Origin of the sequence: Bacillus sp. FSL K6-0138 (genome assembly GCF_037982765.1) — a bacterium.
In the GTDB taxonomy this organism is placed as follows: Bacteria; Bacillota; Bacilli; order Bacillales; family Bacillaceae; genus Bacillus; species Bacillus glycinifermentans.
In genome coordinates, this window is the sequence record NZ_CP150286.1 from 4,583,992 (window position 1) to 4,597,187 (window position 13,196).

At 39.5% G+C, this 13,196-nt stretch carries 14 protein-coding genes; 6 read left to right on the forward strand and 8 right to left on the reverse strand.

Annotated features, from left to right (window positions below):
* Positions 1-248 precede the first annotated feature (248 nt).
* The 6 genes from MHB78_RS23850 (at position 249) to MHB78_RS23875 (ending at position 5,965) form a co-directional block, all read left to right on the forward strand.
* A complete protein-coding gene (locus MHB78_RS23850; RefSeq protein WP_046130571.1) occupies positions 249-1,892 on the forward strand; it encodes a DUF2075 domain-containing protein in 1,644 nt (547 codons plus the stop codon).
* The gene (locus MHB78_RS23855) at positions 1,889-2,200 is read left to right on the forward strand and encodes a nucleotide pyrophosphohydrolase (RefSeq protein WP_046130572.1); all 312 of its coding nucleotides are present in this window, start codon (positions 1,889-1,891) and stop codon (positions 2,198-2,200) included. Before MHB78_RS23850 ends, MHB78_RS23855 begins: the two co-directional genes overlap by 4 nt.
* Positions 2,201-2,581: 381 nt before the next feature.
* Complete coding sequence (locus MHB78_RS23860; protein ID WP_046130573.1) at positions 2,582-3,484, forward strand: ABC transporter ATP-binding protein; 903 nt, start codon at positions 2,582-2,584, stop codon at positions 3,482-3,484.
* A complete protein-coding gene (locus MHB78_RS23865; RefSeq protein WP_046130574.1) occupies positions 3,481-4,218 on the forward strand; it encodes an ABC transporter permease in 738 nt (245 codons plus the stop codon). Before MHB78_RS23860 ends, MHB78_RS23865 begins: the two co-directional genes overlap by 4 nt.
* Positions 4,219-4,223: 5 nt before the next feature.
* On the forward strand, positions 4,224-5,366 hold the full coding sequence (locus MHB78_RS23870) for a sensor histidine kinase (RefSeq protein ID WP_046130575.1): 1,143 nt from the start codon (positions 4,224-4,226) through the stop codon (positions 5,364-5,366).
* The gene (locus MHB78_RS23875) at positions 5,363-5,965 is read left to right on the forward strand and encodes a response regulator transcription factor (RefSeq protein WP_046130576.1); all 603 of its coding nucleotides are present in this window, start codon (positions 5,363-5,365) and stop codon (positions 5,963-5,965) included. Before MHB78_RS23870 ends, MHB78_RS23875 begins: the two co-directional genes overlap by 4 nt.
* Before the next feature lie 397 nt (positions 5,966-6,362).
* Here the strand turns inward: MHB78_RS23875 and MHB78_RS23880 are convergent, their stop codons facing one another.
* From MHB78_RS23880 to MHB78_RS23915, 8 genes are all read right to left on the reverse strand, one after another.
* Complete coding sequence (locus tag MHB78_RS23880; RefSeq protein ID WP_046130577.1) at positions 6,363-7,226, reverse strand: DNA adenine methylase; 864 nt, start codon at positions 7,224-7,226, stop codon at positions 6,363-6,365.
* A 286-nt stretch (positions 7,227-7,512) separates the two neighbouring features.
* Positions 7,513-9,060, reverse strand: coding sequence for a hypothetical protein (locus MHB78_RS23885; protein ID WP_052948515.1), 1,548 nt, complete (start codon positions 9,058-9,060; stop codon positions 7,513-7,515).
* Positions 9,061-9,325: 265 nt separating this feature from the next.
* A complete protein-coding gene (gene rlmH, locus MHB78_RS23890) occupies positions 9,326-9,805 on the reverse strand; it encodes a 23S rRNA (pseudouridine(1915)-N(3))-methyltransferase RlmH (protein WP_046130578.1) in 480 nt (159 codons plus the stop codon).
* 80 nt (positions 9,806-9,885) lie between these two features.
* The gene (locus MHB78_RS23895) at positions 9,886-10,044 is read right to left on the reverse strand and encodes a CxxH/CxxC protein (protein ID WP_065894714.1); all 159 of its coding nucleotides are present in this window, start codon (positions 10,042-10,044) and stop codon (positions 9,886-9,888) included.
* Positions 10,045-10,228: 184 nt separating this feature from the next.
* On the reverse strand, positions 10,229-10,729 hold the full coding sequence (locus MHB78_RS23900; RefSeq protein ID WP_046130579.1) for a DUF4234 domain-containing protein: 501 nt from the start codon (positions 10,727-10,729) through the stop codon (positions 10,229-10,231).
* 329 nt (positions 10,730-11,058) lie between these two features.
* Positions 11,059-11,541, reverse strand: a complete 483-nt coding sequence (locus tag MHB78_RS23905; protein ID WP_046130580.1) for a GNAT family N-acetyltransferase — start codon at positions 11,539-11,541, stop codon at positions 11,059-11,061.
* An 11-nt stretch (positions 11,542-11,552) separates the two neighbouring features.
* Positions 11,553-12,023 carry a hypothetical protein gene (locus MHB78_RS23910; protein ID WP_046130581.1) on the reverse strand — a complete coding sequence of 157 codons (471 nt, stop codon included), beginning with the start codon at positions 12,021-12,023 and terminating at the stop codon, positions 11,553-11,555.
* Between the two features lie 187 nt (positions 12,024-12,210).
* Positions 12,211-13,056: an S-adenosyl-l-methionine hydroxide adenosyltransferase family protein gene (locus MHB78_RS23915; RefSeq protein WP_046130582.1), complete on the reverse strand. Its 846-nt coding sequence runs from the start codon at positions 13,054-13,056 to the stop codon at positions 12,211-12,213.
* Between the last annotated feature and the right edge of the window lie 140 nt (positions 13,057-13,196).

Here is a 13,196-nt window from a genome sequence, read left to right on the forward strand (position 1 = left end):
TGATATTTAAAGGGTACGAAGCATTGCCGTTGCAATCCGGTTTTGTAATATCCCCCGGTAAAGCGAATATCATTTTCCCATTTACTTCTAATGAAAATTTGTATAATTTCCCTGTTTTCAACTGAAACAAAGGATGTTTCAGAGCCCTTCATAGGTTGCCCTCCGAAAACTTCTGTTTGTTAAAATTTAGATTAATCTATCAAATATGATACTATTACTTTAAAAAAAGAGATTTAGAGGCTAAAACAATGAATGAACTTGTGTTTGAAAAGAGAGAATTCACTCCAGACCATGTAAACGTTGTAAAAGCACTGCATTTAAATAACTATCCGATTGTATATATCCTTTATAATGAGAAAAAGAAGCCGACTGCATATATTGGGCAAACGGTTCAAGCTGCACGGCGTTTGAAAAATCATATAGATGATAAAAAGCGAAAGAGTTTGAACCGCTTTATTTTAATCGGGCATGAGAAATTTCATCAGTCTGCGACGTACAATATTGAATCAAATCTAATTAACTATTTTATCGCCGATAACCGCTACCAGCTGCAAAACGTAAGCCAGACAAGATCCAGGGAAATGCACAACTACTATCAGAAACCCTTTTATAATGAAGAGATCTTTCAAGTCATTTGGGAGAAACTTAGAGAAGAGAAAATTGTAGGCGATTCCCTTGAAAACCTTAGGAATAAAGACATTTATAAACTATCTCCCTATAAAGAGCTCTCGCCTCAGCAGATTGATATAAAAAATGAGATCCTTGATTTCTGTAAAGAACATTTACAAAAAGAAGGAAATCATGTCATTGTTATTGAAGGAGATGCCGGCACAGGTAAAAGTGTCCTGTTAAGCTCTTTGTTTAATACAATTCAAGATTTGGCTAACAGCGAAGACCCTTTTTTGAAAGAAACAGATAATTACTTGCTGGTGAATCACAGCGAAATGCTGAAGACTTATAAAAGCATCGCCAACAGCTTACCGAATTTGAAGAAAAAGAGTCTCATGAAGCCAACACCATTTATTAACGAGAAAACTAAGACGGGAGCAACAGCAGATATCGTATTAGTAGACGAAGCCCACCTGCTTCTGACAAAGGAAGATTCCTATAACAATTTCCGCTACCAAAACCAGCTGGATGAGATCATTAAGCGCAGTAAAATCACCGTTGTCATCTTTGATCCAAAACAAGTCCTAAAGATTAAAAGTTATTGGAACGATAGATTGCTCGAAGAAATCAAAAACCAGTATCATGCGAAAACCGTAAAGCTTACAGACCAAATGAGAATGAACGCCAATCCAGAAACGATCAAGTGGATTGACCGCTTTGTTGAAAAGAAAGTTCTTCCTTTACCGACTGAAGACTCCTCCTTCGAGCTTAAAATATTTGAAGATGCTGCTGCGTTTAAAACAGCTATTGAACGCAAAAACAGTGAAGACGGGCTCTCCCGGATTGTCTCGACCTTTGATTATTTACATAAAAAAGATAAAAAGACTTACATTGTCGATGAAGAAGGGATTAATATGCCCTGGAACAGCACTCAGGATAAGGTGACATGGGCCGAAAATCCGAATTCTATTAAAGAAGTCGGTTCCATTTATACCGTGCAGGGGTTTGATTTAAATTACGTCGGCGTCGTTCTCGGCCCTTCCGTAAGCTATGATGAAGACAACGACGAACTAGTAATTGATACTTCTAAATACAAAGATAAAGGGGCATTCGTGTCACGTACAGATTTGTCTCCAGAACAGAATGAACAAATTAAAGAACAAATCATCTTAAATTCAATAAATGTCCTGATGAAACGGGGCATCCACGGCCTATATATTTATGCGACAGACCCTAAATTAAGAAAGAGACTACTCGAGTTAGAAAGGGGAAAATCATCATGAGTGATATCCAAAGCCTAATCAACGTAATCAACGAATTCAGAGATGAACGAAACTGGAGGCAATACCATAACCCAAAAGACCTCGCCATCTCCATCTCCATCGAAGCAGCAGAGCTGCTCGAAGACTTCCAATGGATCAGCAGTGAAGAAGCCCTCAAAGCAAATAAAGAAAACATCCGTGAAGAAATCGCAGATGTTTTGATCTACTCATTCATGCTGTGTAACGATCTTGGATTGGACGTAAAAGAGATTGTGGAAGAGAAGATTGTGAAGAATGGGAGGAAGTATCCGGTTAAAAATAATGGTTAATCTTTAATATGTCTTTGATTCTTCAACCAGCGATAGAGAGGGCCGAAACACGTTCTATGACAATGCATATATAGAGAGAGTTTCTTTGACAGCTCTCTCTACACCTCCATAGTAAATGGCCATCCGTAATCATACAAAAGAATTCAGTTGAAATGAAACAAGCAGGACGCCGATAATTACGGCGCCCTGCTTGCTTATCTTACAGTAATCCTCCCTGCCTTCATTTGCTTAACACTTCCATTCTTTCTACAACGTCAGCTCCATATTATTTTCATTGTTTAAAAAAATGACATTTGTCACCCGATTTTGATGACATCACATACTAAAATCTTCTTTCCTGCGACTGTACAATGACCTTAAGTAATCAGGAGGTGTTGTGCAATGGGGAATGTTGTAAGCTTGGCAAACGTGACAAAAACATTCCGCCAAAAAACGGCGGTTGAACATATCAATTTTTCAATCGGACAAGGGGAAATTGTAGCGATTCTGGGGCCAAACGGGGCCGGAAAAACAACAACGATTTCCATGATGTTGGGGCTGTTAAAACCGACATCCGGCAACATTACATTATTTAATTCCCTGCCGCACGAAAAACAGGTACGCGAAAAAATCGGCACGATGCTGCAGCAAGTCAGCGTAACACCGGGTTTGCGCGCAGGCGAAATCATCGAACTTGTCCGGAGCTACTATCCAAAGCCGTTATCCTTTCAGAAGCTCACCGCATTAACAGGTCTGACAAAAAAAGATGTAAAAACACGAGCAGAAAAGTTGTCAGGAGGCCAAAAGCGGCGTCTGAGCTTTGCCTTGGCGCTTGCCGGTGATCCAGAGCTGATGATCTTTGACGAACCTACGGTCGGCATGGATATCACATCAAGAAACCGCTTTTGGCAAACGGTCAAAACGCTCGCAGATCGAGGAAAAACGATCATTTTTTCTACACACTACTTACAGGAAGCTGATGATGCCGCACAACGAATCTTGCTGTTTAAAGACGGCAGGATTGTTGCAGACGGAACGCCGCTGCACATTAAATCAAAAATATCGAAGCATTCCGTTTCATTTATGGCCGATCCGGCAAAATCGCTGGAGAAGCTGTATCAGCACCCGGAAATCGGGCAAATTTCCCGGGAAAACAATCGGATTTACATCGACACGACTAATACGGACAAAATATTGGAACTTCTCTTCACTGAAAAGACCGGCGCTTATGATATTCAAATTGAACGCGGAAATCTCGAAGAGGCGTTTCGTCAGCTGACAGGCAAAGGAGACGATGTAAAATGAATGTATTTCAAATGCAATGCAAAATGGAAATCAAAAGAATGCTCAGAAACCGCTATTTTGTCTTTTGGTCATTGGTCATGCCGATTGCCTTCTATTACATTTTTACAAACGTCGTCAATACGAATGCTCCGGATCCTGGGGCTTGGAAAGCGCATTATTTAATGTCGATGACAACATTCAGCGTCATGGGCTCCTCAATCATGTCGCTCGGGATCCGCATGGTTCAAGAGCGCACCCAAGGCTGGTCGACGTTCATTCGCATGACGCCTCTTTCTGATCATGTTTATTTTATCGCCCAAATGGCCGGACAAAGCGTCATTCATATTCTTTCGATCACGGTTATTTTCTCATTCGGCGCCATCATCAACGGAGTTTCTTTGACCCCGTTTGAATGGTTCATGAGCGGCTTGTGGATCCTGCTTGGCTCCCTCCCGTTTCTGGCGATCGGGACATTGATCGGGATGATGAAAAAAGTCGATACAGCGGCCGGAGTCAGCAATGTGCTCTATATGGTCCTCGCTGTTACCGGGGGGATGTGGATGCCGCTTGAGGTAATGCCGAAAATGATGCAGAGTTTCAGCCATTGGCTGCCATCCTATCATTTTGGAAATGGAGCATGGGAAATTGTTCGAGGCAAAATGCCGGACTGGAACAATGTTCTCATTCTGTTCGCCTATTTCATCGTGCTTATGCTACTATCTAAATATATGAGAAGAAAACAAGAAGCGGTGTGACCAGAATGAAAAAAACAATCAGCATATTTCCGAGCCACTACGGCTTCTTCCCCTATATCTTTTTAGTCTATTTGCTGATGCCGATCTTTTATTTGACGCAAGAAACGGGGATCAAACAGCTTAACGGCTATGGAATGGTGCTGCTTTTCTTTATAACGTACCGCCAGCTTTATTGTGTTTCACCGCAAAAAAAAGGATTCTCTTATTGGCTGACTGTACAGCTTTCAATCATCCTTATTTTCAGTGTATTATACGATATCAGCTTCATATTTTTAGGCTTTTTTCCGGCGAACTTTATCGGTTTTTATCGGGATAAAAAGAAGTTTCAGCACGGTTTTATTAGTTTAGTTTTCGTATTGTTGATCCCTTTTGTTTTTTATTTCATTCAAAGTAATTTATCCCAGACGGCAAGCCAGATCGTTCGCTTTCTTCCCTTTTTCATTATTATGCTCATGTCGCCATTCGGCATCCGTTCCATGTTCCGCCGGATAGAACTGGAACAACAGCTTGACAAAGCAAATCAGCATATCAAGGAGTTAGTAAAACGCGAAGAGCGGACACGGATTGCCCGCGACCTTCACGATACACTCGGCCATACCCTGTCACTGCTCACCTTAAAAAGCCAGCTTGTCCAGCGGATCGTCACCATCGATTCCGAACGGGCGCGCAAAGAAGCAAAAGAAATGGAAATCACATCGAGAGCCGCCTTAAAGCAAGCAAGAGAGCTCGTGTCCGATATGAAAACCGCCACAATCGCAGAAGAGCTCATCCACATCCAGCAAATACTCCGAGCTGCGGAAATGACATTCCAATACGATGGAGACTCAGATTTTTCAAAAGTCCCTCCGGTCACACAAAATATCGTCAGCATGTGTATACGGGAAGCAGCCACAAATATCGTCAAACACAGCCGTGCCAACCATTGCATGATCTCTATTTCTCAATCGGATGAAAAAATGAGCATCACGGTTAAAGACGACGGAATGGGGATCGATCAAAAGAAACCGTTTGGAAACGGTTTGCGCGGAATGAAAGAAAGACTCTCATTAATCGACGGAGCACTGGACGTTTCAACCCATAACGGCGCTGTTTTACACATCACCGTCCCGATTGTAAAGAAAGCAGAACGAAAGGAAGCAATGCAATGATTCGTTTATTTATCGCTGAAGATCAAAGAATGCTGTTAAGCGCCCTGGGCTCCTTGCTTGACCTGGAAGAGGACATGAAAGTCATCGGCCAGGCAACAAACGGCGAAGAAGCGCTTGCCGCCATTTTGAAACTTGAACCGGACGTCTGTCTCATGGATATCGAAATGCCTGTCAAAAGCGGCTTGGAAGTGGCTGAAGAGCTGACGAAACGAGGCTCAAAAAGTAAGGTTGTCATTTTAACAACATTTGCCCGTCCCGGCTACTTCGAACGCGCCGTCAAAAGCAATGTACACGGCTACCTGCTGAAAGACGGAGAAATCGACGAACTCGCAGACGCCATCCGCAAATGCATGACAGGCAAGCGAATCTTCAGCCCGGAACTCACCTTCGATGCCATCCGCAAGGTAAACCCGCTCTCCGAACGCGAGCAGGAAATCCTGCGCTTGGCAGCTTTAGGAAAGACGACGAAAGAAATTGCCGCTGAGCTGTTCCTGTCAGCCGGCACCGTCCGGAATTATATTTCTGAAATTATGCATAAGCTGGGTGCGAAGAACCGGACGGAGGCGGCGAAGGTTGCTGAGGGGGAGGGGTGGATTTGAGTTTTTGCTATAATATATCAAAAAAACTTGGTCAAAGGAATCTCCCCTTTTATCGAATTTTAGTAGAATATCCGTTGTATTTCATAGATAGTCGTTCTCACCAATTCATTATCATATTTTGTTCCTTAAATTTTCTTTTTTCTCGACTAAATAAACCAAGGTTTTCCTCAAGTTATATTAAAGAATTGGCCTCTCTACTACATTAAAGCTTATAATAATGTATTATCTTAATAGATTTCAAAAGTAATTCAGCTCAAAAACTTTTTTATCGCCCGTTATTCAGGTATTGCAATTATTTTTAGGGAAATACCTAGCCGTACTTGTTACAAAAAAACCCCTTTAATTTATAAACAAAACATGAATTGAAAAACGAGTATGAACGCCTATACTACCCTAATTAGCTTTCAACAAATTGAACTTTTTCAAATGAATCTACTCTTGTTTTTATATTATGAAATAAGAATTCTTTTTCTTTCCTTTTTCGATTTGCTGAATAATGTAGTTGATACACCTTTGTAGGAACATCCTTATAAAGGTTAGCTATAGCTTGATTAAAATCATAAGTTGTAATCCAATGACTTTCTGAAATCTCTTTAATTGCATTACAAAGTTCTTCATGATCATTATGAGTATAAAAGTTTGTATATAAATTTTTTCCCTGTTCATAATATGGAGGGTCGAAAAAAATAAAGAGTTGTTGCTCAGGAAAAATAGGTAGAATATGTTTTATGAAAAATATAGCATCATAGTTATAAAGGTTAATACTATCTTTAACTAAAGAAATATGTCTGATTTTATTGATAAGATCTACTTTATTAAAACGACAATCTAACTTGTATTTCCCACTATTATCCCTACTAATAGGACCGCCTTTAATTATCCCTGAGCGATTTGTTCTATTTAAATAAAAGGTTGCAAAACCTACCTCGAGTTCACTATAATTTAGTTGATTATTGTATATTTCTTTCTGTTTCTCCCATTCTGATATATTAATTGGCGTTTCCTCTATTAAATTCACAAAATTATCTGTATCATAAAGGACGCATTTCCAAAAATTATAAATTGCAGGGTCGAAATCATTAATTATAATAGAGTTTACATCACCTCTCAAAAGTAACTCTATAGCTAATCCAGCTCCACCAGCGAATGGTTCTACATAGATAGGTAGCAAAATATTATTTTGCTCAATCAATTTTTTTACAAACTTATATAATTGAGTCTTTCCCCCTGGATATCTGAGTGGTGAAAGTGTTCTTGGCAAATTATATCGCCTCCTTCAATTTTAATAATGATCTCCCACTATATAACCTTTTTCACATATATAGATAGGGGGTTATTTTAATAAAGTGATGCAATGTTTAATTGTTTTATATTAATAATTAGTTTTTATGATTGGTATCTACAATGAAAATTATAAGTACAAATAGAACTCCTTCAAATTATAATTTCCCTGTATTATACCAATGTGAAATTACTTTATACATTATGAATTAACTCCTTTTCAAAGAGAAGATAGTATTAATTCTCATAAACCCAAATTAATCTACTTAAGTAAATATCGCCTTAATAAACGGTCCAAAATTATCCCATGTTATCTTTAAATCATTAGCAATAGGCTGCATTAATCTATTATGAACGTATGCATTTAACGTCTCTGTAGACAAAATATTTTCCGGTGATGACGTAGCTGTCCTAACTGGTTTAAGCTCATATTTAGAAAGAATTCTGTTTTCCTCCATATATTTAGAGGCTACCTTTATTTTTTGAACAAGTTTACTATTGTTAGTGATATTAGGGAGACTAACCTTATTCATATAATAATCTAAACTTAGTTCAATGAACACTCTTAAAGATACAGCGGCTGCATTAGGGAAGTCATTTACGTTTAGCTTTCTAAGTTCTAAGTATATATTGTTTATTCTCTTATCATCAATTTTTAAAATAAAATTAGTAGGTATCACATATTTCCTCTTTGTTGAATATGCTTTACTTCGTGTACCAGCTTTTCTTTTTCCTGTTTCGTCCGCCGTTGTTCCACCCGTTGTTTCACCTGTTGTTCCACCCGTTGTTCCACCTGTTGTTCCACCTGTTGTTCCACCCGTTGTTCCACCCGTTGTTCCACCTGTTGTTCCACCTGTTGTTCCACCTGTTGTTCCACCTGTTGTTCCACCCGTTGTTCCACCTGCTTGCTCCTTACCTGAGGGCTTTTCCTCAGAGTCTTCGAGATTATATCCGTCAATAAAATCCCATTTTTTTTGTGCTTTATTATTCAAATTAGGTAAATCTATTTCACTAAAAGAAGCTAGGTAATCAAATCTATCTCCTTTTAATTTAATATCATTTACAGTTATCTCTTTATTAGAAAGATCATATATTATTTTACTCAACCCTTTAATAACTTCTGAAGGATGCACATGTGATACAAGTTTTCCTTCGTTTAATTCTATACCTAAAAGTGCCCGGACATCTGGGTCTGTAATTAATCTATCCAAGTTTGTAATGGGAACTTTTTTAGCAGACATACGCAATTTGTCACTAACTTGTTGAGAATTATTCAAATAATTTATAACTTGAAGTGCAAGAGATGTTTTTCCTCTTTTAACATTAAATCTAAATCTTTGTATTGCTAAACTATCCCACTTTACAGTCCCTTCGCCATTTCCCTCTCCGGTATGCTTAAGTTCTATCCAATGAAGTGCATCATCCGGGTTATCATAAACTACGCAATCTATCTCAGTAATTTTTATGTAAGGATTTCTTTTTTTTAGATTTTCAATTTTCTTTGCGATATTACCAAAACGTTTAGGAATTAAGTTCGGTTCTAATAGTATTTTTAAGGCAGTCATTCTTCTGTTTCCTTCTAAAACGACATACTTGCCTTCCTGTGTATCATCTGGTGTAACAATTGGTAAATCTGATGGGTTTAATCCTTCCTCCAATATATCTGTCACAAGAGCTACAATCTTATCTTTTTGATCTTCAATAATTATTTCAATAGCTTCGTGTTGGGTAGAAACCGGTTCAAACCGAGGATTGCCAATATTAATATTTAAATCTGAAATTTTCAAACTAATAATCTCATACGCATTACTCATTTTGTGCCCTCCTATTTATGATGATATTAAAAATATAAACTATAACATCCTTGCCTTCTTGGTTGTTAACTTATATTTACTCTTACTATTTTAAAATAAGAGAAATGTAACTGGAACATAAATTGTTTGAAAATCTGATTTAATTCAATAAATTGTTTTTAATTAGGCTAAAAAACTAATTAATTGTGAAGAATTAACCAAATAATTGAAATAGCCAATATTCTCAAATAATTAAAATTGCCCTTAATAATTTACAAACTTTTACTCACTTATGATAAGGCTCCCCCCGATTAATCCGAAACGCCCGGTAAACCTGCTCAAGCAAAATCAGCCGCATAAGCTGATGCGGAAACGTCATCCTCGAAAACGACAGCTTCTCATCCGCGCGTTTCAAGACAGCGTCGCTCAGGCCCAGCGAGCCTCCGATAACAAAGGTCACCTTGCTCTTTCCATATGTGGCGAGTCTATCCATATTATCGGCTAATTCTTCCGAGCTTTTCATTTTTCCTTCGATTGCGAGGGCGATGACGTGGGCGTCAGGGCTGATTTTGGAGAGGATTCGGTCGCCTTCTTTGTCTTTGATGATTTTCATGTCCTGGTCGCTCAGGTTCTCCGGTGCTTTTTCGTCCGGGAGTTCGATGATGTCGACTTTTGCGTATGCGGAAAGCCGTTTTATGTATTCGTCGATTCCTTGTTTTAAGTATTTTTCTTTTAGTTTTCCGATTGCTACGATTGATATATTCACAGGTCATCCCCACTTTAAGAACAAGTTATTCATATATATTATCCACAATTGTGGATAAAAGTTGTGTATTTAGTGTCCGATCATTCGTTCCCTACTATATATACTGCTGGCTTTTCGCACAATTCACAGGTTGTGGATAAACTGTGCGTATGTTCGATTTTTCTGATTTCAGGGGCTGATTCTTCTTCGTCTACATACATGTCAATGACGGTTTCAATGTGTTCCTCACAAGACTTCATGAGTGTACCTCCAATATTGATTCATTAGGCTCTTTTTTAAAAGGCTATATATTCAATATACCCTATTTATTCACATGTTAATAGGTGTTATGCTTCTATAGCTGGTTTATCCACAAGGACACTCGAGACTTCTGGATAACTAAAAAAGCATCGGCCTCCTCAGCCAATACTAAAATTTTTTCTGTTATGCCGATTCTTTTGCTGTTAGATCGCTTGAGGCATGTTTATTCACAATATGCTGCAAATACCAAATGTGAAAAAAGAACGTGAGCCATCCGTTTACCGATTGATTTGGAAGCTGTTTTTTCAATCCATTCCGGATTTTAAAGCTGCTGATGATGCTTACGATCGTAAACAGCAAAAAGCCGAACTCGCTTAAAAAACTGTCTTCCGGAATCAGCGGAAGCAGAAAAGGGTTATTTTCAAAAGGTAAAATGTCTTTAAACAATAAACTTTGCATAGTTGTTATAGATGCTATCCAAAAATACTCCAAAACCGAAAAAACAAATAATAGTACAGTTACTTTTATGAAAACATATGGCAGCTTTATGTGAAGCCGTTCAAGCGCTTGTCTTCGCGACAGAAACCAATATGGAATATACATTCCGAACGTCACGATCGTTAATAAGATTGTATATCCAACCCGAATTTTCGGAAATTCTGCTGATTTTTGTTCCGCATTCATTATAAAATCCACTTCTTTCGGTCTTTTTATCCTCTGTATGTATACTTTTCCACTTTCAAAAGGTACTATAAAATAACCGAGAAATCAAAACTGCGATTTGTAATTAAATAGATATCGCCGGGTCAATTTGCGCTTTTTATTGAATCAATCGAATAAACAACGCCTTTCGTATCGATTCTTATGCCACATCAATTCTCAAATATTGTTTATAAATAGGTCTTCATTCTAAAAAATAAGGTCTAAATAACCATTTTTCATTCCCGAATCATTTTTTCTCCCTATCAAAGCAGAAAAAAGATCAAAGCTATGTCAGCCTTGATCCTCCTCTTTTACAGCAGCTTACTCATATTCAAATCGGTAACTTCAAAATTCATCTTCTCATATAAGCTCCTTGCCGTTTTATTATGGGCAAATACGTGAAGGGACAGCTTCTCGATTCCAAGCCTTCTGGCCTCTTCTTCCAAAGCCAAAAGCGCCTGCCGCCCGTTCCCCTGGCCGCGGTACGCTTCATAAAGGCCAAAATCATAAATAAACGCTTCTTTCTGAGGATGATGCGGGTCGGCATAAACCCAAAGCCACCCGATGACGTCCTTGTTTTCGTTGACAATCGAGAAGAGGCGGTGGTTGGTGCTTTTCGTTCCGTTCGGCAAAAGCTTCCGGAGCTGTTCCTCCGCTTTCTCTAAAGCCTCTGCTAGCGTCCATGTGCCGGCTTTTACTTTTTCCATGGCGTAGTGTTCGACTGAATACGATCGGTAGGCTGTAAAATCTTTGTCTGACATGGGGGTTAGACCCACTGTCGGTTTTTTTAACATTTGGTTCACTCCTATGAAGCCCTCGTGATATATGCATGTTTCGGTTCGGACATTTTGTTGATTCGGTGCTGTATGTATAAGATGTTCAAAAGGAAAGCGAGAGCGGTTCCTTTGGCGGGTTCATCTCCGGACAGCTTGTTGACGGCTGCCGTCACTGAAAGTGCACAATAGATGAGAACGCCTGCGGATAAGATCATGATGATTCTGTGCAGCAAAAGGAAAAGGCTGTAGTGCATATCAGAAAATGCAAACGGTGCTGTAATTCTTATTGGGATTGAAAATAAATAATAAAATATAATGACTTTTAGTGTGGTGTATGGAATATCAAGACTAGGCAGAAGATCGAGAACTTTTTTCCGTGAAAGAAACCAGTATGGAATATACATTCCCAAGGTGACAAGACACAATACAAAAACGGACATGATACGTTTGCTTTTCGCACCGGACAGCGCTTTCATCGCCATCATTTCATTGTGGTTCATCTAGGATTCCTCCGGGTATTGAGTTTTCCAAACGAATATTCTTAATAACGCACACTCCATCAATATATCTGTTTTCACAATTTTAGACAATAAGTCTTATGCACTAAGACGGCTTTTGTACTATTTTCGACATAAATTCCCGGCTTACATGAAAAAACAATCTGAATTTCTCCAGATTGTTTTTCGTCTATCCCGCTTTGCGAATCGAAATCCGCCAATCGATTCCGGTTCCGATATGGTGCGTCTCAGCGAAAGAGCCCTGATTGATCGCAACGCCTAAATTGTCCAGCGAATTCACATAAACGAGCGGTTCGCCCACAGGTATATCAGCAAAAGAGCGTCCAAAGACGATGGTTTGCCGGTATACTTCATTGATACCGTGAGTGATGACGACTTCTACAGCGTCCCCATAGCGGATGTCTAAATTGCTGAAAAGCCTGCGGCTGATATTGGTCCAAAGGTTTCCGAAGCGAATATCTAAAATATCGATGGTGCCCGCAACCCACTCATGATCGATATAGGCTTCCATGACAGGGAGTTTGATGAGGGAATCGGGGGATACCTCCGGGCCGATCTGGTCGAAGCGGATTGCGCCTGACGCTAGCCTTGCGCCTGTGTATGCGTAGATGTCGCGGCCGTGAAACGTGTGCGATTCACCGGAGTTTGGCAGCCTGTTCAACGCCTCGTCGAGATGGCGCGCTTCGGCAATGCCGTTTTTCTGTACGACATGGGTAAGCGTGCCGTTATCCGGGGTAATGATATATTGATTTGAAGACGTCCTGACTGCCACGCTGCGGCGCTCCGAACCGACGCCGGGGTCAACGACGGATACGAATACAGTTCCTTCCGGCCAGTAGGAAACCGTCTGCAGCAAACGGTATGAAGCTTCCCAAATGTGAAACACAGGAATATTGTGCGTTACATCGAAAATCCGGATCGAACTGTCAACCGAATAAGCCACTCCGTACATCGCATTGACAGCCCCGTCGTCAATGCCAAAATCCGATTGTAAGACCAACGCATTCCGACTCATTCTATCTCCCTTTCCATCCCGATTTTTAGTTCTCTGTCAAAAATATTAAAATCATCATACAGCAGGCGGAAATGAAACGCAATACAACGGCATGTCCGTTTTTTCCATAGTATGAAAACTGATATTTGATTAATCAAAAT

What these genes read in the sequence shown, in the direction of transcription:
- MHB78_RS23850 (WP_046130571.1), top strand. Translation starts at nt 249, where the DNA reads ATGAATGAACTTGTGTTTGAAAAGAGAGAATTCACTCCAGACCATGTA.
- MHB78_RS23855 (WP_046130572.1), top strand. Translation starts at nt 1,889, where the DNA reads ATGAGTGATATCCAAAGCCTAATCAACGTAATCAACGAATTCAGAGAT.
- MHB78_RS23860 (WP_046130573.1), top strand. Translation starts at nt 2,582, where the DNA reads ATGGGGAATGTTGTAAGCTTGGCAAACGTGACAAAAACATTCCGCCAA.
- MHB78_RS23865 (WP_046130574.1), top strand. Translation starts at nt 3,481, where the DNA reads ATGAATGTATTTCAAATGCAATGCAAAATGGAAATCAAAAGAATGCTC.
- MHB78_RS23870 (WP_046130575.1), top strand. Translation starts at nt 4,224, where the DNA reads ATGAAAAAAACAATCAGCATATTTCCGAGCCACTACGGCTTCTTCCCC.
- MHB78_RS23875 (WP_046130576.1), top strand. Translation starts at nt 5,363, where the DNA reads ATGATTCGTTTATTTATCGCTGAAGATCAAAGAATGCTGTTAAGCGCC.
- MHB78_RS23885 (WP_052948515.1), bottom strand. Translation starts at nt 9,060, where the DNA reads ATGAGTAATGCGTATGAGATTATTAGTTTGAAAATTTCAGATTTAAAT.
- MHB78_RS23895 (WP_065894714.1), bottom strand. Translation starts at nt 10,044, where the DNA reads ATGAAGTCTTGTGAGGAACACATTGAAACCGTCATTGACATGTATGTA.
- MHB78_RS23900 (WP_046130579.1), bottom strand. Translation starts at nt 10,729, where the DNA reads ATGAATGCGGAACAAAAATCAGCAGAATTTCCGAAAATTCGGGTTGGA.
- MHB78_RS23905 (WP_046130580.1), bottom strand. Translation starts at nt 11,541, where the DNA reads ATGTTAAAAAAACCGACAGTGGGTCTAACCCCCATGTCAGACAAAGAT.
- MHB78_RS23910 (WP_046130581.1), bottom strand. Translation starts at nt 12,023, where the DNA reads ATGAACCACAATGAAATGATGGCGATGAAAGCGCTGTCCGGTGCGAAA.
- MHB78_RS23915 (WP_046130582.1), bottom strand. Translation starts at nt 13,056, where the DNA reads ATGAGTCGGAATGCGTTGGTCTTACAATCGGATTTTGGCATTGACGAC.